Source organism: Thermanaeromonas sp. (assembly GCF_021890735.1).
Taxonomy (GTDB): domain Bacteria; phylum Bacillota; class DSM-521; order Neomoorellales; family Neomoorellaceae; genus Thermanaeromonas.
Genome location: NZ_JAKKUR010000013.1, coordinates 16,077 through 38,603 on the forward strand (window position 1 = coordinate 16,077; position 22,527 = coordinate 38,603).

Annotated in this window: 27 protein-coding genes and 2 tRNA genes; 21 read left to right on the top strand and 8 right to left on the bottom strand. The window is 52.7% G+C overall.

What is annotated here, in order from left to right; genetic code table 11:
- The first annotated feature begins 67 nt into the window (after nucleotides 1-67).
- The 7 genes from ytaF (at nucleotide 68) to L5656_RS04405 (ending at nucleotide 4,800) form a co-directional block, all read left to right on the top strand.
- A complete protein-coding gene (gene ytaF, locus L5656_RS04375; protein WP_297199593.1) occupies nucleotides 68-697 on the top strand; it encodes a sporulation membrane protein YtaF in 630 nt (209 codons plus the stop codon).
- Nucleotides 698-723: 26 nt separating this feature from the next.
- Nucleotides 724-1,338: a dephospho-CoA kinase gene (gene coaE, locus L5656_RS04380; protein ID WP_297199596.1), complete on the top strand. Its 615-nt coding sequence runs from the start codon at nucleotides 724-726 to the stop codon at nucleotides 1,336-1,338.
- Nucleotides 1,331-1,870, top strand: a complete 540-nt coding sequence (locus L5656_RS04385; RefSeq protein WP_297199599.1) for a lytic transglycosylase domain-containing protein — start codon at nucleotides 1,331-1,333, stop codon at nucleotides 1,868-1,870. Before coaE ends, L5656_RS04385 begins: the two co-directional genes overlap by 8 nt.
- Nucleotides 1,871-1,976: 106 nt before the next feature.
- Nucleotides 1,977-3,020, top strand: a complete 1,044-nt coding sequence (locus L5656_RS04390) for a nicotinate phosphoribosyltransferase (protein WP_297199602.1) — start codon at nucleotides 1,977-1,979, stop codon at nucleotides 3,018-3,020.
- Nucleotides 3,021-3,070: 50 nt separating this feature from the next.
- Nucleotides 3,071-3,156 (top strand) — tRNA-Leu (locus tag L5656_RS04395).
- Nucleotides 3,157-3,332: 176 nt separating this feature from the next.
- On the top strand, nucleotides 3,333-4,463 hold the full coding sequence (locus L5656_RS04400; protein WP_297199603.1) for an amidase domain-containing protein: 1,131 nt from the start codon (nucleotides 3,333-3,335) through the stop codon (nucleotides 4,461-4,463).
- 79 nt (nucleotides 4,464-4,542) lie between these two features.
- On the top strand, nucleotides 4,543-4,800 hold the full coding sequence (locus L5656_RS04405; RefSeq protein ID WP_297199606.1) for a DUF3243 domain-containing protein: 258 nt from the start codon (nucleotides 4,543-4,545) through the stop codon (nucleotides 4,798-4,800).
- Nucleotides 4,801-4,835: 35 nt separating this feature from the next.
- Here L5656_RS04405 and L5656_RS04410 read toward each other — a convergent pair whose 3' ends face one another.
- Both L5656_RS04410 and L5656_RS04415 read right to left on the bottom strand, forming a co-directional pair.
- Complete coding sequence (locus L5656_RS04410) at nucleotides 4,836-5,024, bottom strand: ferredoxin (protein ID WP_297199608.1); 189 nt, start codon at nucleotides 5,022-5,024, stop codon at nucleotides 4,836-4,838.
- Between the two features lie 96 nt (nucleotides 5,025-5,120).
- On the bottom strand, nucleotides 5,121-6,545 hold the full coding sequence (locus L5656_RS04415; protein WP_297199610.1) for a glycosyltransferase: 1,425 nt from the start codon (nucleotides 6,543-6,545) through the stop codon (nucleotides 5,121-5,123).
- Nucleotides 6,546-6,775: 230 nt separating this feature from the next.
- Between L5656_RS04415 and L5656_RS04420 the strand changes: the two genes are divergently transcribed.
- Nucleotides 6,776-7,531 carry a helix-turn-helix domain-containing protein gene (locus L5656_RS04420; RefSeq protein ID WP_297199613.1) on the top strand — a complete coding sequence of 252 codons (756 nt, stop codon included), beginning with the start codon at nucleotides 6,776-6,778 and terminating at the stop codon, nucleotides 7,529-7,531.
- Here the strand turns inward: L5656_RS04420 and L5656_RS04425 are convergent.
- A complete protein-coding gene (locus tag L5656_RS04425) occupies nucleotides 7,528-8,481 on the bottom strand; it encodes an L-lactate dehydrogenase (protein WP_297199616.1) in 954 nt (317 codons plus the stop codon). The two genes, L5656_RS04420 and L5656_RS04425, sit on opposite strands and share 4 nt — an antisense overlap.
- Nucleotides 8,482-8,519: 38 nt before the next feature.
- Here L5656_RS04425 and L5656_RS04430 point away from each other — a divergent pair, with 38 nt between their 5' ends.
- The 8 genes from L5656_RS04430 (at nucleotide 8,520) to speB (ending at nucleotide 15,995) form a co-directional block, all read left to right on the top strand.
- Nucleotides 8,520-9,539 (top strand): selenium metabolism-associated LysR family transcriptional regulator, encoded by a 1,020-nt coding sequence (locus L5656_RS04430; protein WP_297199619.1) that lies wholly within the window; start codon nucleotides 8,520-8,522, stop codon nucleotides 9,537-9,539.
- Entirely contained in the window at nucleotides 9,481-10,092 is a 612-nt protein-coding gene (mobA, locus tag L5656_RS04435) for a molybdenum cofactor guanylyltransferase (protein WP_297199622.1), read from the top strand. Before L5656_RS04430 ends, mobA begins: the two co-directional genes overlap by 59 nt.
- A complete protein-coding gene (locus L5656_RS04440; protein WP_297199624.1) occupies nucleotides 10,089-11,288 on the top strand; it encodes a molybdopterin molybdotransferase MoeA in 1,200 nt (399 codons plus the stop codon). Before mobA ends, L5656_RS04440 begins: the two co-directional genes overlap by 4 nt.
- Nucleotides 11,289-11,333: 45 nt before the next feature.
- Nucleotides 11,334-11,828, top strand: coding sequence for a molybdopterin-guanine dinucleotide biosynthesis protein B (gene mobB / locus L5656_RS04445; RefSeq protein WP_297199627.1), 495 nt, complete (start codon nucleotides 11,334-11,336; stop codon nucleotides 11,826-11,828).
- Between the two features lie 28 nt (nucleotides 11,829-11,856).
- Nucleotides 11,857-12,525, top strand: coding sequence for a phosphate signaling complex protein PhoU (phoU, locus tag L5656_RS04450; RefSeq protein WP_297199630.1), 669 nt, complete (start codon nucleotides 11,857-11,859; stop codon nucleotides 12,523-12,525).
- Nucleotides 12,526-12,551: 26 nt separating this feature from the next.
- Nucleotides 12,552-14,156 (top strand): Na/Pi cotransporter family protein, encoded by a 1,605-nt coding sequence (locus L5656_RS04455; RefSeq protein ID WP_297199632.1) that lies wholly within the window; start codon nucleotides 12,552-12,554, stop codon nucleotides 14,154-14,156.
- Between the two features lie 76 nt (nucleotides 14,157-14,232).
- Nucleotides 14,233-15,081, top strand: coding sequence for a polyamine aminopropyltransferase (speE, locus tag L5656_RS04460; protein ID WP_297199635.1), 849 nt, complete (start codon nucleotides 14,233-14,235; stop codon nucleotides 15,079-15,081).
- Between the two features lie 44 nt (nucleotides 15,082-15,125).
- Nucleotides 15,126-15,995 carry an agmatinase gene (gene speB, locus L5656_RS04465; RefSeq protein WP_297199637.1) on the top strand — a complete coding sequence of 290 codons (870 nt, stop codon included), beginning with the start codon at nucleotides 15,126-15,128 and terminating at the stop codon, nucleotides 15,993-15,995.
- Nucleotides 15,996-16,202: 207 nt separating this feature from the next.
- On the opposite strand, the gene L5656_RS04470 is transcribed toward speB, so the two are convergent.
- Nucleotides 16,203-16,277 (bottom strand) — tRNA-Phe (locus tag L5656_RS04470).
- Nucleotides 16,278-16,377: 100 nt separating this feature from the next.
- On the bottom strand, nucleotides 16,378-17,448 hold the full coding sequence (locus L5656_RS04475) for a hypothetical protein (protein ID WP_297199640.1): 1,071 nt from the start codon (nucleotides 17,446-17,448) through the stop codon (nucleotides 16,378-16,380).
- Between the two features lie 115 nt (nucleotides 17,449-17,563).
- Here L5656_RS04475 and L5656_RS04480 point away from each other — a divergent pair, with 115 nt between their 5' ends.
- From L5656_RS04480 to L5656_RS04500, 5 genes are all read left to right on the top strand, one after another.
- Nucleotides 17,564-17,809 (top strand): helix-turn-helix domain-containing protein, encoded by a 246-nt coding sequence (locus tag L5656_RS04480; protein ID WP_297199643.1) that lies wholly within the window; start codon nucleotides 17,564-17,566, stop codon nucleotides 17,807-17,809.
- 284 nt (nucleotides 17,810-18,093) lie between these two features.
- Nucleotides 18,094-18,462: a hypothetical protein gene (locus L5656_RS04485; RefSeq protein WP_297199645.1), complete on the top strand. Its 369-nt coding sequence runs from the start codon at nucleotides 18,094-18,096 to the stop codon at nucleotides 18,460-18,462.
- Nucleotides 18,459-20,255, top strand: a complete 1,797-nt coding sequence (locus tag L5656_RS04490; protein ID WP_297199647.1) for a hypothetical protein — start codon at nucleotides 18,459-18,461, stop codon at nucleotides 20,253-20,255. Before L5656_RS04485 ends, L5656_RS04490 begins: the two co-directional genes overlap by 4 nt.
- A 244-nt stretch (nucleotides 20,256-20,499) precedes the next feature.
- Complete coding sequence (locus tag L5656_RS04495) at nucleotides 20,500-20,835, top strand: hypothetical protein (RefSeq protein WP_297199649.1); 336 nt, start codon at nucleotides 20,500-20,502, stop codon at nucleotides 20,833-20,835.
- A 564-nt stretch (nucleotides 20,836-21,399) separates the two neighbouring features.
- Nucleotides 21,400-21,633 (top strand): hypothetical protein, encoded by a 234-nt coding sequence (locus L5656_RS04500; RefSeq protein ID WP_297199652.1) that lies wholly within the window; start codon nucleotides 21,400-21,402, stop codon nucleotides 21,631-21,633.
- Nucleotides 21,634-21,653: 20 nt separating this feature from the next.
- Here the strand turns inward: L5656_RS04500 and L5656_RS04505 are convergent, their stop codons facing one another.
- The 3 genes from L5656_RS04505 to L5656_RS04515 form a co-directional block, all read right to left on the bottom strand.
- Nucleotides 21,654-22,055 (bottom strand): hypothetical protein, encoded by a 402-nt coding sequence (locus L5656_RS04505; protein ID WP_297199655.1) that lies wholly within the window; start codon nucleotides 22,053-22,055, stop codon nucleotides 21,654-21,656.
- Entirely contained in the window at nucleotides 22,033-22,323 is a 291-nt protein-coding gene (locus L5656_RS04510; RefSeq protein ID WP_297199659.1) for a hypothetical protein, read from the bottom strand. The genes L5656_RS04505 and L5656_RS04510 overlap by 23 nt, the downstream gene beginning before the upstream one ends.
- Nucleotides 22,305-22,527: hypothetical protein (locus L5656_RS04515; RefSeq protein WP_297199661.1), on the bottom strand; the 223-nt coding region annotated here is incomplete at its 5' end. The genes L5656_RS04515 and L5656_RS04510, both read right to left, overlap by 19 nt.

The following is a 22,527-nucleotide window of genomic DNA, read 5'->3' on the forward strand; positions in this document are numbered from 1 at the left end:
AGGAGAAACAGGCACTTCTTTTCCTTCCCTGGGCGTATATTGCTATTGGTGCAGGGAGGTAAGGGAAGTGTCTGTTATCTCTACTTTGCTGCTTGCCCTGGCTGTGAGCCTGGATGGCTTGGGAGTGGGGATTTCTTACGGACTACGTGGGCTTAAGCTCCCGTGGGCCAGCCTAATTTTGGTTACCTTTATTTCTATAGCAGCGAGCTTTTTTTCTATGCTTTTAGGCAAAGCTTCTACCTTGGTTTTTCCTCCTCATTTAGCTCAGAAGATAGGGTCTGCGCTGCTACTAGGATTAGGTTGTGAAATTCTACTAGAATCTTACTTAAAAGGTAAGGGGGAAGATCTACAGAATCCGCGTACCTTATTACGGGTGCGGGTGCCCCGCTTAGGGTTGATCATAGCTATTTTGCAGGAACCAGCCAGGGCCGATCTAGATTCCTCCGGAAGCATTAGTCCAGGCGAAGCTTTAACTTTAGGCCTGGCTCTGGCCCTGGATGCCTTTGGGGCAGGCTTAGGAGCAGGAGCTACAGGTTTTTCTTTAACCCTTACACCTCTTTTTATAGGTTGTTCCCAGTTACTACTAGTGAGCGCAGGTTTATTATTAGGCCGTCGTTGGCATACGATAAGCTGGGGGAGGAAAGGAGCAGCTTTGCCAGGAGTTATTTTAATTGGTTTGGGTCTTTGGCGGTGGTGATGGTATAATGTGGAAGGTGAATACTTTTGATAGTTATAGGGTTGACTGGTGGGATAGGAGCAGGCAAGAGCACCGTAGCCCGTTTTTTAGAAGAGCTGGGAGCAAAGGTAATTGATGCCGATAGGGTGGCCCGCAAGGTGGTAGAACCCGGAAGGCCGGCCTGGGAGGAGATAAAAGCTGTCTTCGGTCCCCGGTATTTTCACGCGGATGGTAGTATTGACCGCCGCGCGCTGGGAAATCTTATTTTTAGCGATGAAAGGGCCCGGGAAAAACTTAACGCCATCACCCACCCCAAAATTAAGGACGAAATACAGAAGGAAATAGAAGCTTATCGCCGGGAAGAGCCCGGGGGGGTAGTGGTAATCGAGGCCCCGCTTTTGCTGGAGGCCGGTATGCAGGATATGGTGGATGAGGTTTGGGTTGTGACCGCGCCGGAAGAGGTGCGGTTGGAAAGACTGGTGAAGCGGGACAACCTCTCCCGGGAGGAGGCTTTAAAGCGCATAAGGGCCCAGCTTCCGGAAGAAGTAAGGCTCAAATACGCCACCCGTATAATTGATACCGGTGGAGATCTCGAGGCCACCCGGGCGGCCGTGCTTGCAGCTTGGGAGGAATTGCGGGGACGGACGGGGTGTTATGCGTAATTACCGGCGCATTCTGGTAGTGTTGCTTTTATTTGTAGCAGGAGTTTTAATGGTCAAGCCTTTGGCCCGCCTTTTTTACCCCATGCCTTACCGGGAGAAGATATTTTTTTATGCCCGCCAGAACGGTTTAGACCCTCTGCTGGTACTGGCTCTTATCCGTACGGAAAGCAAGTTTTACCCGTTGGCCGTGTCCGCTACAGGAGCCCGCGGGCTCATGCAGCTTATGCCCGAGACCGCGGAGTGGGTGGCCGGGAAGATGGGGCTTCAGTTTAATGTGGAGCGGCTTTTTGAGCCGGATTATAACCTGCGCCTGGGTACGTGGTACCTGGCGCACATCCTTAGGGAGTTCAAGGGAAATTTGCCGGCAACCCTGGCTGCGTACAACGCCGGAAGCGAAAAAGTCAAGGAATGGCTGGACGGCGGCGTCTGGAGCGGCAGTACGGCGGACCTCCATAGGGTCCCGTTTCCTGAGACCAGGGAGTTCGTCCGCCAGGTCCTCCGCAACTACTCCGTATACCGCTGGCTTTATTAGGCCAGGCTCTAAAGAAAGTCGGTGTAGAAAAGAGGTATTTTTTGTTGGGGAGCGAATAAATTAACGGCGGTTTAATTTTCGCGTTGGGAAGGGGAGAGTGAAAGGGTTGGCCAAGGAAGAACTGACCTCCCTGGAACAGGTAAAGCTTCTTGAGGTAGCGCCGGGCCGGCCCTTTTTTTCGGCCGAGCATAGGGAGATCGCCACCGGTGCTACTACGGACATCTATTTTGTACGGACTTATGAGATATTAAAGGATCTGGGGCTCCTTAATACGGAGGTTACGGCCGAGATCTTCCCGCGGCGGGAGGGGATACTGGCCGGTGTGGCCGAAGTTATAAATCTTCTACGGGGGAAGAAGGTGGAGATCTGGGGCCTTCCCGAAGGGAGCCCCTTTGCGGCGAAAGAAGTGGTAATGCGCATTAAAGGGCCTTACGGGGAATTCGGGTTATTTGAAACGGCCATTTTGGGGATGCTGGCCAGCTCCAGCGGCTGGGCCACGGCGGCCAGGGAGATTAAAGAAGCGGCCGGCGGGAAGCCTTTCATATGTTTCGGCGCGCGGCACGTCCATCCGGCCGTGGCCCCGGTTATGGAGCGTGCCGCCATCATAGGCGGAGCCTCCGGGGCAAGCTGCATTCTGGCAGCTAAGATTGCCGGGATGGAGCCCCAAGGTACGGTACCCCATGCGCTATTTTTAATCGTAGGGGATACGGTGGAGGGGGCCAAGGCCTACCACCGCCTCATGCCTCCCGATGCTAAAAGAACTATTTTGGTGGATACCTTTAAGGATGAGGCCGAAGAGGCTCTACGGGTAGCCGAGGCTTTGGGGCCGGCTCTGGAAGCCATACGCCTAGATACTCCCAGTGAACGGGGAGGTGTAACTCCCGACCTGGTACGGGAGGTGCGGGCAAGGCTGGACGGTGCCGGTTTTCACCATGTCCGCATTCTGGTTTCAGGGGGGTTGACCCCGGAGAAGGTCCGGCAGCTCGCTGAAGCCGGGGCGGACGCTTTTGGCGTGGGAAGCTATATTTCGGGCGCGCCTCCCATAGATATGACCATGGACCTTAAAGAGGTGGCCGGACGGCCGGTAGCCAAGCGCGGCCGCCTGCCCGGGCTTTTGCCTAACCCGAGACTCGAGCGACTCTATCCTTGACAGGGAAGCTTCTCCTGTTTATAATCAAAGTGAAGAAAGCGTTATAATGTGTCGGAGTGGCGGAACTGGCAGACGCGTACGTTTGAGGGGCGTATGGGTTCAGCCCGTGCGGGTTCGAGTCCCGCCTCCGACACCAAAACAAGTACATGGAAGCTCTTGCGGAGACGGAGTCCGCAAGGGCTTTTTTATTTTGCCCGGGGATTATTGCCTGGGTGTAGGCGGGCATGGCAGAAGCGCATGAAGCCATATTTGGGACCGCCTTGCCATATATATTGGGTAGGGTTTTATTAACCGGCGGGGAGGACCGGTCGGGTGTTTGGTATAGTACCCAAGAGGTTACTGGTACTAGTATTCTTTCTTTTTTTATGCGTTGCTGCGGGCTTGGGGATGCGCAAATTAGGGGGCACAGCCGGAGAAGTAGTTGCGGCAGCTTCCAAAGGAGAGGAGGAAGCCTTTAAAAAAGAAATAGAAAAGATTTTTCATCTGCGGCTCCAAGCCTTGCTTTCGGGGGATACCCGCAATCTGGAAAACTACTATGACGTATCCCGGACCACGGGCCGGTGGGCTTTAAACCATGAGATCGGGAGGACCAAATACTTGCAGGAGTGGCTGGGAAAGCGCGGGATAGAAATAGTCGAGAGCAAGCTGGACTTGCGGATAGTAGAAGCCAGCCTGCAAAAGGAGCGGGGATCGGCCTCAGTGGCCCAGCACTTAATCCTTACCTACAGGCCTAAGGGTTCGAGCCGGGATAAGGAGAGCCAGATGGGTTTCCGTACCCTGCACTGGGTGGAGTTGACTTTCAAGGAGGGGCGCTGGGTCATGGAAAAGGACTGGTACTGGGACCCTTTAGAAGCGGACGATTTAGAGCCGGACATTGAGCCCACACCTTCCGCGGCCGGCGAGGGCTTAAGCTCGAAGAGCCTGCCGCCCGGTGGAGGGAGGTATAACCGGGAACGGGCGGTGTGGTATGCCCGACGTTACAGCGGGGTAAGGATGGGCTTAGGGGATGGCCGCTACAACCCCGATTATAAGGATTTCACTTACGAAGGGGGAGACTGCACCAACTTCGCTTCCCAGGTTTTGACCGACAAAAAGGCAGGTGGCATTCCCACGGACTGGAACTGGTTTTACAGCCGCGGTCAGGCCACGGCCGCCTGGGTTCAGGCCGAGGCCCTGGTCCACCACTTACTTTATAACGGTTTGGCAGTATTAGTAAAGAAAGGCAATTTAGAAGAAGTTTGGGAGAGTGTTAAGCTTTTGGAACCGGGTGATATAATCGGCTACGAGGAAAAAGGGGAAATCGCCCACATCTCCATAGTTGTGGGGAAGGATGCCAGCGGCTACACGATAGTAAATAGCCATACTGCGGACCGCTACCACGTACCGTGGGACATGGGTTGGGATAGGTATACTACTTACTGGCTCCTGCACATTACGTATTGATCCCGCCTTTTCATAAAACTTTTCTCCGCCGGGAATACTTAAATAAAAAAGGAGCACTTACCCAAAAGGAGGGAAGAGCGTGGCCGAAGGTGAAAAAGGTTGGGAGGAGTGGAAGAATACCTTAGCTGCCGCGGTAAATGTGGGCAATATGATGGGGATGAATGAAAATACCATAGAAGGGCTGGCGTATCGCGTGGGCAATTTTTTGGCCGCACGGGTGGACCCTGCCAACCGGGAACAGCGGGTATTAAAGGAACTATGGGAGGCGGCCAATGAAGACCAGAGAAGGGTCTTAGCCCAGGTTATAACGCAGATGGTGAGTGACGGGCAGAAATGAAAGGGGGCTTACGCCCCCCTTTTATGTTTCTTTATTTATACCTCTTTTATCGCTTCGCTTGGGCAGGATTCGATGGCTTCCCGGGCACAATCCTCAGAGTCTTCGGGTACCTCATCAACGATTACATGGGAGAGGCCTTCATCGTTCCAATCGAACACCCCCGGGCACAGGTCTATACAAGCGCCACATGCTATGCAGAGATCTTGGTCTACGTAAACCTTCACTGTGGATACCTCCCCTAAGCAGGTTTAACTTTTCCTTCCAAGAAGACATTAGGTATTTTGTACGGCCCCAAGGCTTTTCATACCTGAAGGCTCCACCTAATGGGTGGCCTCCTTGGTACGGGGAGTTTTTACCCACACCTGGGGCTGGCGGTTAAGCAATTTCATCACCGAGGCAGAGGTATAGGGTACGGGCAGGAAGAAGCTGGCTATGGGTAGAGCCAGAAGTTGCAAGGCGCCGAGGACCTGCTCGTACCACGGAACCGGGTCCATGAGGCGCCTGAAGTGGAAGAAGATGTAAAATGTGAAAAGGAAGTAGAACACGAAAAGGTAATGTAAAAACTGGCGGACGCCTACAGGAAGTATTGAAGAGTCTAGATACCCGTTGAGACCCAAGATTAAAAAGCTAAGGGGTACCAGCACAGCACCCTGGTACAGGGTCCACTCACCCTGACCCTTCCAGAAAAGATTATATAGAAGAGGTGCGCGCTTACTCCAGTCGTACTGGTAGGCCCAGCGGAATTTATCGCACACCTGGAGGTGGCCGCTGCCCCACCGCAGGCGCTGGCGGAAGAACGCCTGGAAGGTAGCAGGTGTCTGTTCGGTACTATAGAAGGGGAAATATTCCGCCCAGACCCCCGTCTCGAGATAAGCCCTTACCCCCAACTCCAGGTCTTCGGTCAAGGCGCGGTGGTCGTAGCCCCCGATCCTCTCTAACAGCCTGCGGCCGACGAAGAGGTTAGTGCCTCCCACAAAAGGTAGCTTCTTCATGAGCACGGGCATATACCATTTATGAGAGACGGCCTGGTAGAGGGCGGCCACTTTGGTAATAAAGCCTAGCTGGAAGAAATTGCGCACCTGGAATACCGGCCCCTGCCAGATCCTCTCCCGGGGGTCCTGCAAGTAGGACCAGGCTATATAAAGAAGCACCTTTTGTTCCGGGTGGCTTTCCGCGTCGTAAAAACCGCAGATGACGGTACGCGGGTCCACAAAGGACAGACCGTAGTTTAAAGCGCGGCCCTTAGTCGAAGGAACCTCCCGGCCCAGGCAGAAGCCCCGGAAGCGCCCGTCAAAATCGTAGGGCACCGTACAGTGTTTTAACTGGGGTACATCTTTACGGGTAGCAAATTCTTTGATCTTGGCTTCTACTACATCTTGCGTAGTAGGGCCTTGACCCCCTTCCCTCTGGCGGGCCAGAAGTTCTTTTTCGTCGGTGATGACTATGATTTCGTAGCGGTCTTTCGGATATTCGAGCGAGGCTAAATGCTCTATAGTGTTGGCTATCACCTCGGCTTCGTTGCGAGCCGGGACTAGGACGGAGAAAAACGGGAGCTCCATGCCTTTTGTCCGGGCCAGGGCTTCGACCCTTTCAATGCTTAAAGCCGGTCGCTTCCTCCAAAAATTTTTTTCCGAATACCACATCCAGATAAAATATCTTAAAAACAGGAGGAAAAAGAGAACGTAAAACCCCATGGCGGCCAGGTACAACATTTGCGCCAGTTCTAGTCCCGTTTCCCAGTCCATATCCCGTCGCCTCCATATTTTGGGTAATTCAACCGGATATAATTATAGCACTGACTGGAGCTATTACCAACGGGTAGAACCTTTTCCTGCGGCAGTTTTCCCTATTTGCCCTTCTTCTATCCCTCTCTCGCAAAGGATATCAAAGCCATTGACAACGCTCCTTGCAAGAGCCTATACTGTCTTTAGTGATACTATAGCTTGCTTTTCAAAAATAGGTGGTATGAGCGAAAATGAAAATCTGCGGTCAAAAGATACGTGAACTAAGGGAAGGAAGGGGCTATTCCCTCCAGGACCTTGCCCAAAAAGCTAAGGTGTCGGTATCTTACCTTAGCGAAATAGAGCGGGGTACAAAAAGGCCTTCCCTTAAAACCCTGGAGCGCATAGCTCAAGCCTTAAACATCCCGCGGGACCAATTAGTTGAAGCGGACGGCCGGGGTTTAGAACTCGGGCAGCGGGTTCGCCTGTTCCGGGAAAGAGCAGGCCTATCCTTGACGGAGTTTGCTGCTAAAGTGGGCATTTCGCCATCTTATTTAAGTGAAATAGAGCGGGGTAACGTGTACCCCGCGGTGGATACCATAAAGAAGCTGGCGGAAGGCCTGCAGGTGCCTCTCAGCTCTTTGTGGGGGCAGGGCGAGACTTTAGGTCAGAAGCTCCGTATGGCCAGGGAAGAGCAGGGCTTGACCCAGGCCGAGCTGGCGAAGGCCGCAGGCGTTTCTGCTGGACTGGTGGGGCAGATTGAGCAGGGCAAAGTCCAGCCTTCCCTTAAGACCCTGGAGAAGCTCGGGGCAGTATTGGGGATTTCGCCCTGCTATTTTATTGCCGAAGATGCCGGGGTGGAGGAGATTTTGCACCAGATGAGCCCGGATGTCCGCTGCCTGCTTCTCGACCCTAAGGTTCAGGCCGTTTTACGGCTGGTCTGCAACTGTACGGAAAAGGAGCTCCGGTTTATCCTGAATTTTATTCAACTTTATAAGCGCAGCCATTAAATTTCAAGGGTCTCGATGACCTCCCGCAAGGTTTCCGCCGACCGCTGAAAGGCGAGTTTCTCTCCGGGAGCTAAGGGTAAGGGAAGCACCTTTATCCTGCCCTCCCGGCCTACGATGCAAGGCAGGCTTAAAGCTACCTTATAGTTGATATCGTAGAGACCTTCGATTACGGTGGAGACGGTCAAAACCCGCCTTTCATCTCGCAGTATGGCTTCGCTTATTCTGGTTAGAGCCAAAGCTACGCCGTAGGAGGTATACCCTTTGCGCTGGATAATGTCGTAGGCGGCTTCACGTACCTGGTGGCTTACATCTGATTTAAAAAGGTCCCGGTCCACTTTTGCCTGAGGCAAGGGGAACTCCTCCAGCCATATACCGGCAATGTTGGCCAAGGTAAAGACCGGCACCTCGGTGTCTCCGTGTTCGCCGATGACGTAGGCATGGATGTTGCGGGGGTCCACCCCTACCCGCAGGCTCAAAAGGTGGCGGAAGCGCGCACTGTCCAGTACCGTACCCGAACCCAGGACCCGTGAGACAGGAAAGCCGGAGACCTTCCAGGCCACGTAAGTAAGGATGTCTACAGGGTTAGTTACCATGAGGATTACGGTATCCGGACAGTAACGGATAACCTCGGGAAGGGTTTCTTTGACTAACTTGGTATTTCGGTGGACCAGGTCCAAGCGGGTTTCTCCGGGGCGCTGGTTGGCACCGGCGGTGAAGATGAGGATATCCGCACCCCTACAGTCGGCAGGTTCACCGGCCACGATCCTAACGGGGCGGATTAGGGTGGCCGCGTGGGAAAGATCCATGGCTTCGCCTTCCGCCTTGGACCGGTTTATGTCTACCAGAACTATTTCTCCTACGACGCCGCTAAAGAGCAGGGAAAAGGCCGTAGTCGCTCCTACGTGGCCGGCCCCGATTATGGCTACCTTGGCCGTACCCTGTTTGGGCATTTTTCAGACCCCCCTTGGAGAGGTAGGTTTGTTAGGCTGTGAACCTTAACCTGCTGGAAACCTTTATTGTTACGGTAGAAAAGGGCACGCTTTCTGCTGCAGCCGAAGAGCTGCATCTTACCCAGCCAGCCGTCAGCAAGCAGCTTAAGGCCTTAGAAGAAATTTTGGGCTTGCGCCTTCTGGAGCGCTCCAGCAGGGAACTTAAGCTTACCCCAGGTGGCCAACTGTTTTACCGCCGGGCCCGGGAGATCTTGCGTCTTCTGGAGCAGACACGCCGGGAACTGGCGGAGATGAGCGGCTTGGTCCGGGGCAAGCTGATTTTGGGAGCAAGTACCATACCCGGGCATTATATACTGCCGCGGCTGATCGGACCTTTTAAAGATAAGTATCCCCAAGTAGAAGTTAAATTAGAAATAGGGGATTCCGAAGAGATCATCCATAAATTAATGGGCGGCGAGATCGATCTGGGAGCAGTAGGTGTTGAGGAGCGAAGGCGCGGCCTGTTTTATCAGTACCTGGTAGAAGACGAACTTATATTGATATTGCCCCGTGAGCACCCTTGGGCTAGAAAGCCCTCCCTTACCGTTCAAGACCTGGCCGAGGCATCGTGGGTCTGGCGAAAAGAGGGCTCGGGGACCAGGCGGTCGGCAGAGGAATTACTTAAGACCCATGGTTTCATTTTGCGGCCCGAGAAAATTGTAGCCGAGTTGGGGAGCACAGAAGCAGTGGTAAACGCCGTAGAGGCAGGATTGGGGGTCTCCCTGGTTAGCAGGTGGGCGGCAGAAAAATCCTTAAGCTTGGGCCGCATAGCTACTGTGCCTGTTGAAGGAGTCCGGCTTAAAAGGCACCTTTATTTAGTGCGCAAGTCCAGGCAACTGTCTCCTCCTGCTGCGGCCTTTGTAGAATTTGTAGAGGGCTGGCGGTTGGGGGGTTGTGGAAGCAGCTCCTTTGCCGCTGCTGGCAATCTGATAAATCAGTTTGATAGGGGAAGATTAGAGAATGGAAGCAGCCGGTATTGTATTGGCTGGCGGCAAGAGCACCCGCATGGGAAGAAATAAGGCCCTGCTCCCTTTAGGACAGGAGACGATGATAGGTAGAGTAGTGGGATTACTCAAGCTTATCTTTCCGGAAATAATTATTGTGACTAACGAACCCGAGCTATACCGGGACCTGCAAGTTACTTTGGTCCGGGATGTAATCCCGGCTCAAGGGCCTCTAAGCGGAATCCATGCCGGGCTCTTGGCATCGCCTTACTGGTATAACTTTGTAGTCGCTTGCGACATGCCTTTTATTAATTTAGAACTGATAACTTTTATGGTAAAGGAAGCGCAGGGTTTTGACGGGGCGGTGCCGCGGCTCGGCGGGTTCTATCAGCCTTTGCATGCGGTGTATGGCCGGAGCTGTATAGAGCCCATTGAGGCTTGTCTTAAAAGAAAGCTCACTCAGGTCATCGCCTTTTATCCGGAGGTGCGGCTACGGGTTTTGGATGCTGATGACTTAGAGCGCTTCGGGGACCTGGAGACGGTGTTTTTTAACATAAATACCCCGGGGGACCTGGAGCAAGCCAGGAGCAAGGTGGGAAAGGAAGGTGGGGGCGGGGCCGCGTCATGAAGGAGCTTTTAGAATGGGAAGAAGCTTTATGCTTGCTGGAAGAGATTGTTACTCCTCTGACGCCGGTGAAAGTCCCTCTGGCTGACTCTGCGGGCCTTGTGCTGGCTGAGGAGATAACCTCTCCGGTACCCTTTCCCCCTTTTACACGATCAAGGGTGGATGGATATGCCCTGGGGCCCGTAGCAGGGGAAAGTTATCGTTTGGTAGGGGAAGTACCTGCAGGGGGGAAATACCCTTATCCCTTAGGGCCGGGGGAGGCCGTACGCATTTTTACGGGTGCTCCCGTGCCCGTTGGTGCCGTAGGCGTGCTTCCGCAGGAATGGGCGAGGGAGGAAGAAGGGAGGCTTTACCCGGTTTCTTGTGCGGACGCCAGCGTATTGGCTTCGCTGGTCCAGAGGGAAGGAGAAGAGATAGGGCGGGGAGAAGAAGTATTAAGGCCCGGTATCGTCTTGACGCCCGCGGAAATAGGCCTTCTAGCTGCGCTGGGGTTTAAAGAGGTAGCCGTCTACCCCCGGCCTCAAGTGGCGGTGATGGCTGTGGGTAGCGAGTTGCGAGATGCCGATGAATACGGGGAAAATACTATACCCGGCAGTAATTTGTTTGCGCTAGAGGCCGGGCTAAAGTTGGAGGGGGTTAAAACTTTTTGCCTGCCCCCTTTACCCGATGATTTGGAGAGAGTGACTTCGAGTTTAAGGGAGATGATAAACTCGGTTGATTTGATAATAACGTCGGGAGGGACGGGAGAGGGGAAATATGACCTTACAGCCCGTGCGTTTCTGAAAGCCGGGGCCGAGCTCTTATTTACCAGGCTCAACTTCCGGCCGGGGGGACGGGTCATAATGGCCAGGAGGGGGCGGTGTTTTCTCGTGGGGCTGCCCGGTACGCCTTCGGCAGCGCTGGTATCCTTCTATCTTCTGGTCCGGCCATTATTAAGGGCTCTGGCCGGAAAAAATTTAAAACCTTGCCTGTGGAAGGGGATACTGGTAGAGGAATTCACTAAGGAAAGGCGCCAGCGGTATTTCCACTATGCCCGGGCTTGCAACAAGGAGGGCGTCTGGGAATTGATTCCGGTGAACCTAAAACAGGCTCCTCTGAAAGCTGGAGTAGGTGCCAATGCCCTGTTAGACCTTCCAGCGGGTAAGTGTTCTATAGACAAAGGTGTGGAATTAAATTTTGTACCCCTAAACTATATTTAAAGAAGGGAGGCCAACGCCTGGTCAGCTTTGACCGGGAAGGAAGCGATGACACCTATAATCTCTGTAGTAGGCAAGTCTGATGTGGGTAAGACTACTTTGCTGGTAAAGCTCATACCCGAACTTAAGGCGAGGGGATACCGCATAGCTACCATAAAACACGACACCCACGGCTTCGATATCGATAAGCCCGGCAAAGACACCTGGAAGCATGCGGAGGCAGGAGCAGATATCGTAGCCATATCCTCTCCTACGAAGGTGGCCGTTATCGAAAAAGTAGAGCAGGAACTTACTTTAGACGAGGTAGCTTCCCGTATTAAAGGGGTGGATTTAATAATAACTGAAGGTTACAAGCGGGGGAACAAGCCCAAGATAGAAGTTCACCGTAAAGCAGTAGGGAAGGAGCTTCTCTGCACTGAAGAGGAGCTTCTGGCGGTGGTCACGGACGAACCTTTGCCTCTAAATGTCCCCCTTTTCGGGCTCGATGATGTAGCGGGGCTAGCCGACCTCATAGAAGCCAAAATTCTTAAACGTAAAGGTTAAAAAGATATAACTTTTGAGGTGCAGCATTATGGCCAGACCGCTGAGCGCCTATGATCGCGCCCTCTTGGAGCTGGAGCGGGATATCCTCCGCATGGGTGATCATGTAGAGGCCAGCGTGGCTAAAGCCCTGGAAGCCTTGAAAGAGCAGGATGTAGCCTTGGCCAGGCAGGTTATCGAAGAAGATGCCTTAACCGACGATTGGAACTACGATATTGAAGAGAGAGCTTTGGAACTCATTTCCCTCCAACAACCTTTGGACAAGGACTTACGGATCCTGGCTACGGTGATGAGGGTGGGCAGGGAGCTCGAGCGCATCGGTGATTACGCCGTAAACATTGCAGAGGTAGCCTTGAGGCTGGCCGGCCAAGGACCTTACTTTAAACCTTTGGTCGACATACCCCGCATGAGCGAGCTTGCCCAGAACATGCTGCGCAGGAGCTTAGAATCTTTTGTGACGCGCAAGGTGGAGATCGCGAAAGAGGTTATAGCTTCTGATGATGAAGTGGACCGGCTTTTTGAAAGCCTTTATGATGAGCTTGTAGGTTATATGAAAAAGGGCGCTCAGTATGTGGATCAGGCCAGTTATCTTGCGCTGGTTGCAAGATACTTAGAGCGTGTGGCGGATCATGCCGTGAACATAGCAGAGATGGTCATTTTCCGGGAGACAGGAGTCCGCCGCCCCGGGCGAGCGAAGTAATAAACTTATAGGGAGGCTTCTGGTGGGTGAGCTTTTTTCTTTTTTTAACCAGCCTTGTGGGCGGGTTGGCCCTTTTTATTTTTGGGACCAACCTGATAAGCGACGGATTGAGGAAAGCGGCGGCCCTTGAAGTACAGAAGATACTGGGGACTTTCACCCGCAACCGGATCGCCGGGATGTTGGTGGGCTTGGTAGTAACCGTTTTCCTGCAGACCAGCGCGGTGACCAGTGTTCTTCTGGTGGGGTTTGTTAGTGCAGGGCTTATGACTTTGGAACAGGCTTTAGGGGTGATTTTGGGCGCTGCTATAGGGTCTACCGTCACCGTGCAGCTTATTGTATTCCGGATTACCGATTACGCTCCCTGGGCCTTAGTTTTAGGGCTTCTCCCTTACCTTTTGGCCAGGCGGCGCAGGTGGCGTTACCTAGGACAGGCGGTAGTAGGGTTCGGCCTCTTATTTTACGGGGTAGCGACCATGTCTTCGGCAGTCCAGCCCTTGAAGGATTACCCGGGCTGGGTCGTTGAGATGCAGCATTTGGCCTCCCGCCCGTGGCTTTTATTTGTAGCGGCTACTTTATTTACTGCTATTGTTCAAAGTAGTGCCGCTCCGGTAGCGCTGGCTATTTCCCTTGCCGGGCAGGAGGCCCTCTCTCTGGAGCCTGCTTTGGCCGTAGTATTAGGCGCTAATGTAGGTACTACTGCTACGGGGATTCTGTCCAGCCTGGGGGCTTCTTGGGAAGCCAAGCGGGTGGCCTGGGGCCATTTCTTTTTTAAAGTGACAGGAGCTCTGCTTTTCTTGCCTTTTTTATCCGGTTATGCTCGCCTGTTGGAGTGGACATCTCCCGACCTGCCCCGCCAGATCGCCAACGGCCACACCATTTTTAACGTAGTTAACATGCTTATTTTCCTCCCCTTTACTCCTTATATGAGCAAGATTTTAGAAAGGCTTTTGCCTGAGCAACCTAAAGAAGAGAAAATAGCCAAATACCTGGATGAAACCCTTTTGGAGGTTCCAGAGCTGGCTTTAAGCAGGGTCCGCCAGGAGATTTTGCGTATGGCAGGTATCATTCGGGGAAAGATGTTTCCCCAGGCGATGCAACCCCTTCCCTTACGGGAAGAAGGGCTGCTCCGTAAACTTAAGGAAGTTGATGACGTGCTGGATTTTCTTTACCAGGCCATTGCGAGATACCTGGCCCGTATTTCCCCGGGAGATGAGAGGGAAGAAGTGGAGAAGGCCCGCCTGCTCTATATAGCCAATGACCTGGAGCACATAGGAGATGTTATGGTTCAAATAGCCCGGCAGTGGCGGAAGATGGAGGAGAGTGGTCTTGTATTTTCTGTTGAGGGGCAGTCCGAAATGGAGGAGATGTATAAGCTGGTACAGGAAAATTTTGACAAGGCTGTAGAGGCTTTCGCTTCCGTAGATCATAACCTGGCCGTGCAGGTTATAAAGCAGCATCCCGCACTCCTTAAGATGGAAAAGACCTTGCGTTTTAACCATTTCCAGAGGCTGCAGCAAGAAAACCGTTTAAGTCTGGAGACTACGGCCGTGCATATGGACCTTATAAACTATCTTTTGCGTGTCAACAGCCATACGGTAAGCATCGCCCAGGCGGTCCTGGGGATCATTTAAAAGTTGCACCCGGGGTGGTCATGTTGTATTCTTAAGTCGGCAGGAAAATGAATGGAAGCAGGGAGGTACGTTTTTCATGCAGGGCATATGGGTGACCGAACTTCAAACTCCAAGCCTAGCTTTATCTTGCCGTGTTAAGAAAACCCTGCATCGGGAAAAAACGCCTTACCAGGAGCTATGCATTGTGGATACCGAAGCCTTCGGCCGGATGCTGCTCCTGGACGATGTTATCCAGACCACAGTTAAAGACGAATTTGTCTATCACGAAATGATCGCCCATGTTCCGCTAAATACCCATCCTCATCCCCAGGAAGTCCTCGTGATAGGTGGGGGTGACGGAGGAGCCATCAGGGAGATCATTAAGCATGCCAGCGTTACCCGGGCCGTTTTGGTGGAGATAGATGCCCGGGTGGTGGCGGCCGCACGGGAATATTTACCAGAGATCGCTTGTGGTCTGGATGATGCCCGGGTGGAGATACGGTTTGAGGACGGTATCGACCACGTGCGCCGTTTTGAATCCCAGTATGACGTGATAATAGTAGACTCCACGGACCCCGTGGGACCGGCGGAGGGCCTCTTTACCCGGGAGTTTTACCAGAATGTGTTCAAGGCTTTGAAGCCCGACGGATTGTTTGTCGCCCAGACGGAATCGCCGTTCCTTAACGGCGAGTTTATCAGGCGCGTATACTACGATATAGCCAGCGTTTTTCCTATAGCGCGCATTTATCTGGCCACGATACCCACTTATCCCGGAGGTCTGTGGACCTTCAGCCTCGGGAGCAAGCAATATGATCCTTTAGAGGTGGATCCTGCTCGTATACCACGTATTCCCACCCGTTACTATTCTCCGGAAATGCACCGGGCGGCTTTTATCTTACCGCCTTTTGTAGAGGAAATAATCCGGCCCGAAGAAGAAAGGGAATGAAGAAGCAAGGGAGTAGATTTTACGCGGAGGAGTCGAAAGGAAAATTGAGGGGTGAACTTGGTTTCTTGGAGGAAGGAGTATTCCTAGGGGGTAGCAACGATTACGAGGCCGCGCGGGCATGCCTCTTGGGTGTACCCTTGGATGTGACTGGTACCTTCCGGCCCGGCAGCCGTTTTGCTCCCCAAGCCATCCGGGCTGTGTCGGAAGTTCTGGAGGAATTTAGCCCTGCCTTAAGGCGGAGCCTTAGGGAAGTGGCTTTCTGCGATTTAGGGGACCTGGAGATGGTACCCGGGCAGGTAGAGGAGAATCTCGGCCGTATAGAAGAGGCCGCCTTTAAAATAATGAAAGAAGGTAAGATCCTTTTGTCCCTCGGGGGTGAGCACCTGGTAAGTTACCCGCTGATCCGCGCGGCCCGAAGTCTTCATCCCGAGTTGGCCGTGTTACATTTTGATGCTCACGCGGACCTGCGGGAGGAATACCAGGGTAAGAAGTATTCCCATGCTACGGTCATGCGCTTGGTAGCAGAGGAGATAGGAGCAAGCAACCTCTATCAATTTGGTATTCGCTCCTGTACCTGGGAGGAATTAATTTACGGGAGCGAAAACACTAACTTTTTCTTAGACCATATTGAGGTACCGTTATCCAAATTGGCGCCGGAACTGAAAAGTCGCCCTCTGTACCTTTCCCTGGATATAGACGTTGTAGATCCCGCCTATGCTCCGGGTACCGGCACTCCGGAGCCGGGCGGTTGTACACCTCAAGAGCTTTTTTCTGCTCTATACTTGCTTAAAGGAGCTAATGTGGTAGGCTTGGATTTAGTGGAAGTATGTCCGGCTTACGATACGGGAAATATAACGGCGATCCTGGCTGCAAAGCTGATCCGTGAAGCCATCCTTGCTTTTACCCCTTCTTAAGACAAGAATAAAGAAGCGTAATATAAAGAAGGCCTCCTTCCGTAACGGGAGGAGGCCTTCTTTGCCCTTGCATGTGCCGGGAGGGAGGCAAGTTAGAAGGAGCTTTTGCTTTTAGTGGCGCTTTCCACTTTTAAGGAATCCGCATAAATAAAGCCACCTCCAGTATTTCTGAAGGCGGCCGCAGGGAGAGGATTATGCATATTTATTTGGTGCCCCAGGGCGGAATCGAACCGCCGACACGAGGATTTTCAGTCCTCTGCTTGGATTCCGCAAGCTCCAGGCTTGAAAAATCTAGCTTCCTCTGCTTCAGGCCACCTTCAAGAACAGGGGATTCTAATGCTTCTTTTTCACTATTATTCGCCACATTTTCGCAAAATCCTGCTCAAGTGGAGGAGTTTTTTAAAAGGGCCTCTAGTTTTTGCCTCTCCCGGTAGCGGTGGCTTTTGGCCGAGTGCTTGCAGGTATCGGAACAGTATTCCCGGTTTTTGTTGTAGCACCCACGCAAATCAAAAGGCTTCCCGCACCACTTGCACACCTTTACGTTGTGGCCGCAAAGGAGGATGTAAAACTGCAGGTACATGGCCTGAAGAAGATTTTTCGGCCTGATTACCGGCCTGAGTTTAAAAATATCGTCTTTGGGATTACTGATTTTCTCAAGGCCAGTGTAGCTCAACCCCACATCGGCCAGTTTTTCCTCTATCTTCTCACGAATGTAGTACAGCCCAGCCACCTGGTAGAACTCAAGCGGGTTGCGGTTTATTTCTTCGAGCGTGGCCGAAAAAGCAACATGGCCTTTCCCAAAACTCCTGCCTGCGGCTTCTTCAAAAGTTTCGCCTTCCTGCATTTCCACCTCGAAAGGCCAGTAAACGGCTTTTGTGTGACACTCCTTCCCGACTAACTGTCTAATGCCTGGGTGTAAGGCTACAAACCTTATCCACTCTCTCATGCCGTCCAAATCCCGTTGCGTGACCTGCCGGAACTTATCCCACAAATCGGCCAGGGTTTCAGCTTCCCGCCAGAAATCCGCAAGGCTTTCCCAACTGTGTATGTGCCCATCAGCGTCAACATGAACTCCCAGAAAGCCGTACTGTGAGACCCACTTCTTTATTGCGGCTTTTTTGTTTCTCCCCTGCCTCACTTCTTTCACAAGGCGGCATAGCGAAGGAATCAAGTCGGCAGTCTCAAAGGCGTTGTAGGTGCTTTTTTCGCTGCGTTTCTCTGCCTCAAGCACGTCTTCGATTTCTTCGGGTTTTCGCTGCAAGTCCACTCCCTGGGCCTTCAAATAGTCCAGATAAGCCTGGGCCTCTTTCTTTCCTGTTCCTGGCGGCAATCCCATAAGAAAATGTCGTTTCTCCCGCCAAACCCAACCTTTGCCCCACTTGTACCTCGTGTACACCGTCTGCTCAAACCGGCACTCCACCGGGAAATGCTGGTAGAGCGAATGCATACCCATTTGCATACCCCCTTTGCATACCCATTTGAATACCTTCCAATACATGCTAATGCCTGCTAGCTTTAAATGTAGCAAACACAAGCTCAAACTGCAACCGGGAGAAAGGGGGTAGCCTATGGTTACTAATCTTCGCCTGCTTCGGGTACGCAAAGGGTTAACCGTTAGAAAAGTGGCGGCCCAACTCGGTGTCAATGAAACCTGGTATTGCCGGATGGAAAGAGGCCAGAACTACATTCCGCCACACTACCGCCAAAAACTGGCCGAGTTTTTCGGTGTTCCCGTCTCCGAAATCTGTGACCCGACCACCGGCTGGCCGGTATTGATAGACCAGCCAATGCCGAAGCTAGTGCGGAAGGCGTAGCCAGCAGAACAAGTGAATACTCCTCGTCGAGGAACCCGAGAGGGAGAAGGCGAGGCAATGAGGTAATCTCCGGGAGGTGTACCCTTTTGTCTCCGGAAGCTAAAGCCCGAAGGCGAGAGAACCGGCGAAGAGCTAGGCGGCTAATGAAAATGTTGGCTTGCGAACGGGAGTTTAGAAGCTGGGCGGGAATCAATGACCCAACCCTTGGAGTGGTGTTGAGGAAGATACAAAGAGGCCGGGCGATATGACCCGGCCTTAAGCCTTTGAAAGGGGGGGGAACTTCAATGAAGGCTATCCCAATCAGGGCCTGCGTAGGTGGCCGTTGGGCCATAGCGGGAAAACTTATCCCCGGCGACCCTGCAATTTTTGAGCAACGAATAAAGCCCGGCGACATCCTCCGCATTGAAGGAGCGGCAGGTATTGACCTGGTGTATGACCCACCCTTGCCGGAAAACACGGTTATTCGGCACATAACAGCAGTGGCAACCTTCGAGATACCGCTAGCGGTGTTAAAAACCCATCCCAAAACACGTATTCGCCAAGTAGGGAGCTTACACCCTAAGCGGATGTACCTGCCATACCGCTATTGGCGGAACGTGAACGAGGAGCAGGAACAGCTTACATTCGCATGGGTAGGTGAGGCTTCGGTATGAGCTTGCCTGCTGAAAGATTAACCGAGGCCCAGGCCCAACAAGGCTTGGGCCTCTCTATTTGGTGGCGGCCAGCCAAGGTAGCCCTCTACGACCGGGGCTGGAGGACGCTCCACTACCCTGATTATACGCTATTTTTAGCGACAGCGAAAGGGAGAAGAAGCAAGGCTATTTCTCCCTCACCGATTGGGGTAGACGGTAAGGTGTACTACATCGGCTTCGACATAGACACCGGGCCGGAGGCGGTACGGAAACTTTTGAGTGCCTTACCGCCTAACTGTGTGCCGCTTGTGAGCAGGAGCGGGGGCAGGAACGGAAATGGCTACCATGTATGGCTTTTCCCTTCCGAACCGCTAGAGGTGCAAACCGCCGTTTCCTTCGCCAAGGTGGTGCGGGAGAAAGCGGGCGTTCTTTGCGAAATCAGGCCCACAAGCCGGAGAAGCTTATGTTTGAAGTGGCCCGGGCAGCGACACCCTGAGAGTGGCCTACAGGAGGTTTTCGTACCGCTCGACGACCTAAACGACACCGAACGGCTGGACACTCCTGTTATCCTCCAAATGCTCACCGAAGGGTGCTACCGAACACCAATAGAAGTCGTTGAGGGCTTCGTTGAGGCCCATTGTTCCAAAAAGCCGAAGACCAAAAAGCAGGCCACCGCCAAGGCCAGGCCAGCCCAGCGGGTGGAAGGCCACTGGCTGGAGGTCTTCAAAGACGAGCAAGCAGGTTTCCGGTTGCTTGAGCTTTTCGGCAAGCATGTTAGGGTCAGTCGGCTAGGGCGGGCTTTCAAGTGTCCAGTCCACAATGAGCGGCGGCCAAGTGCCACCTTTATCCGGGATAGCAACGGGCTTATCGCCTTCCATGACTGGCACTTCGAGAAGTATGGCCTTGAAAGCGAGTTCTTCACCCTACCGGAACTTTACCATGCACTCAAGACCAAAAGCGAACTCCACAGGCTTGACCGCCGTGAACAAGCGGCCACCGCCAAGGAGCTAGCTTTCCTGCTTGGTTTCACCAATCCACTTGTAGAAGAAATCTCAAGCAAGTGGTTAGAGTCCACTAGAATCCTTCTCAAGCTAGGCGTGATTACCGACCTTATCTTTAAAAGATTGGTTACAACGCCAACACCGAAAGATTGGCTCAAAGCCTTGAATCTCAACGGTTTGAGTGATTTTGAAAGGGTTTGGGTGATGTGTTTTTGGTGCTTCATCCAGGACGCAATGGACGGCAAAGCGGTAACGGTAATGAGCAAGCGGTTTCTTGGCGATAAGGCAGGCGTGAAGTATTGGGCTGTCAATAGAATCCTGAACCTGCTTTGTAGCTTGGGCCTCTTAGAAAAGTGTGAAGTGGTGAAGCATGGGAAACGTCTAGGTGCTGATAGGTACAGGCTTTGCAGGGTGAATGAAGCCGAAGCAAAACGACGGTTTGACTTGCTTTTCCCTGAAGGCAAGTTTAACCTCCGACAGTTTAAGGCTTCCCTGGTGGCGGAGCGGCTTGGCGAAGAGACGGCCAAAGCCATATTCCGGCGGCAGGGTGGAAAGGTATCCGAAGACCATTCCAAGGATATTCAAATACCTTCCGAAGGCCTCGGCATATCCTCGGAGGATATAGGCATATCCTTGGAGGATATTCAGGCCATTGAAGCGGCCATTAAGCGGCTTGCCGAAGAAATCGGCAGGCTTGAGGAGGCGGGCGATGTGTCGAGGGTTAACGATTTGGTGCGGCAGGCTGTTGCTTTGGGCAGGCGGAGGCTAGCCCTACTTAAGCGGGGGGATTATACTGCAAAAATTGCAGTTTAGCGGTAGACTGCAAAATTTGCAGTATGGCCCAGGATACACCGCAGAAAGGAGGTTTACCCATGAGGAAGCTAGCCCGACTTTATTTCCTGGGTGGGGTACTCTACCCTCTTAGCTGGACGTTAGCGGCAGTAGGGGCTATGCTGTTATTGATGGCCCTCTTTTCGAGGTGAGGCTTTTTGACAGCACTCCCTACGCACATAAGGCTTTTTTGCAAGGACATATTCCCTGGTAGAGAAGGGGCGAGATGACCAGGAAGAAAAGCCTCTTGCCCAAGCCGGTGTTTGGCTTAATCGAATATCTCTTGGGCGAGTATGACCATATGCTTGGGCTACTACAAAGCGAAGACCCGTTGATTCCTAGCACTACTCTCCTCGGTGCTGTCAGGCGTGTTCTTGCCATCAGTAGGGCACTCGACCGCCTCCAACCCCACCACCGCCGTCTTTTTGAACTGTGCTACCGGCGGAAACTACCGAGAAGCCGGGTCTGCCTGGAAATGGGGATAAGCGAAGAAGCCTTTCTCCGCTACCGCCGGGAGCTGGTGTTAGCTGTGGGTCAGGAACTCGGGTTTATTTTGGCCTAGAAGCGGGGTTTTTCCCTTGCGGGGATATTTCCTATGCACCCCCACCCAAAAACCCGCTTCTAGGCGGCGGTATAAATGGCAAAACTGGCAGAAGGTGGTGGGTGTTAAGCTAACATTAACGAAGGCTTTGGAAAGTTTAACACCTTAACGGGCGGCGGAGGCGTAACAAGGGTAACGAAGTTGTGGAGAAGCGTAACAGGCCAGCCCAAGGGTGTAGTGCAACAAACCCCTGGGGAAGTGCAACATTGCAACCTTGACAAGCGTGGCACCAGGCGGGAGGGTAGGGGTGCAAAATCCCTGGAACCGCCAGCATGTAGACCGCCGGGCCGGTGCTTTGCACACCGCCGCAAAATGGCGTAAAAAAACGGGGAGGAGCAAAAAGGCACATTTTAGGCACAAAAAGGTAGCAAAAAAGAGAGGCAAAAAGGAGGCAAAACCGAAGCATTTCCGGCGGGGTTAAAACTTCTCTCTTTCTTCTCTCCTTTCTCCCTCCGCAAAAAGGAGGGGGCAGAAGTAGGATAAAAGTGGGATGAAAGTGGGGCATTCGGCGGGAGGGATGAACAGATGAACATGAGAAAGGAGCTAATCGCAGCTTTAGAAGCTTTAGCAGAAGCTGAGCTATGGGCGAGGATGTGCCGGGCCACCGATTGGGAGGCCTCCTGCATCAAAAAGCTGGAAGGTTGCAGGCTAGGGGTGAAACATTATGAAACGAAATGGAACGGTGGAACAGTGAAACACCGGCCAAAAAAGCGAACCGAACCGTGGACAAAAAAAGAACCGGGCTATTTGCCCGGCTAGGCTTTTTATCCCAAGTTCCTTTAGCCTTCCTCGTCGTAGAGTTTTACAAGTTCTGTTTCGCTCTTCCGCCAAACTGAATCCCTTTCCGGAGGGCCTTCCATGAACGGAACATAGTTGAAGATTTCGCCACCCTCCGAGAGAGGGTTAAACTCTTTGTTGTCCGATAACATGTGTTTCCAGTGCAAGAACGCACCCTGTTTCCCACATTCTGGGCAGTAAGTATTGTCTACTCGGTGGCGATTAGATTGCCAAGAAAACACCAAAAAGTGTAGGCCGCAATGCTGGCAAATGAAGCTATGCACAAATACACCTTCCCTTTCGATGGTGAACTCATACCCTGTTTCAAGGTTGGCGACTCTTACGGTATTTTTCGTTTCTTGTGTGATTAGTTTGTTTCTTTTAAGGTCTACCCATGCTTTCATTCCTACACCCCCCGCTTCTCAAGGCCTCAATAATCTCCTGCGTTGGCGGATACCACCCAGAAATGTTTATCGCTCCACCAAAAGCCTCTACTGCTCCCTCGGCCAACTCTTGGCCGTTGGGTATCTCTTCGGTTACGTCTACATACTGGCCGTCCCGCAAGACCATAATCCGGGCCCGGCAGTTGTAAACGTTGACGAAAACTTCGGGTGTCCCTCCAGCCTCGAAGAAGGCTATCCATTCAAGCTGATTTAGTACCGACTTACCCATTCCTCCAAAGCCTCCCTGCATATCTCTTCTATGGGTTCGCCGAACTGTGGCAACTGTGGTGGCTCCTTGGCCTCTATTGCCGCTCTAAAGCCTTCAACGAAGACGTAGGTCTCTACGATACCGTTCCGCAGGTTTTTAAGCTCCTCCAACTTCTCATAGACGGCCTTCTCTTGCTCACCCAGGCGGCTTAGAAGTATCTCCTCA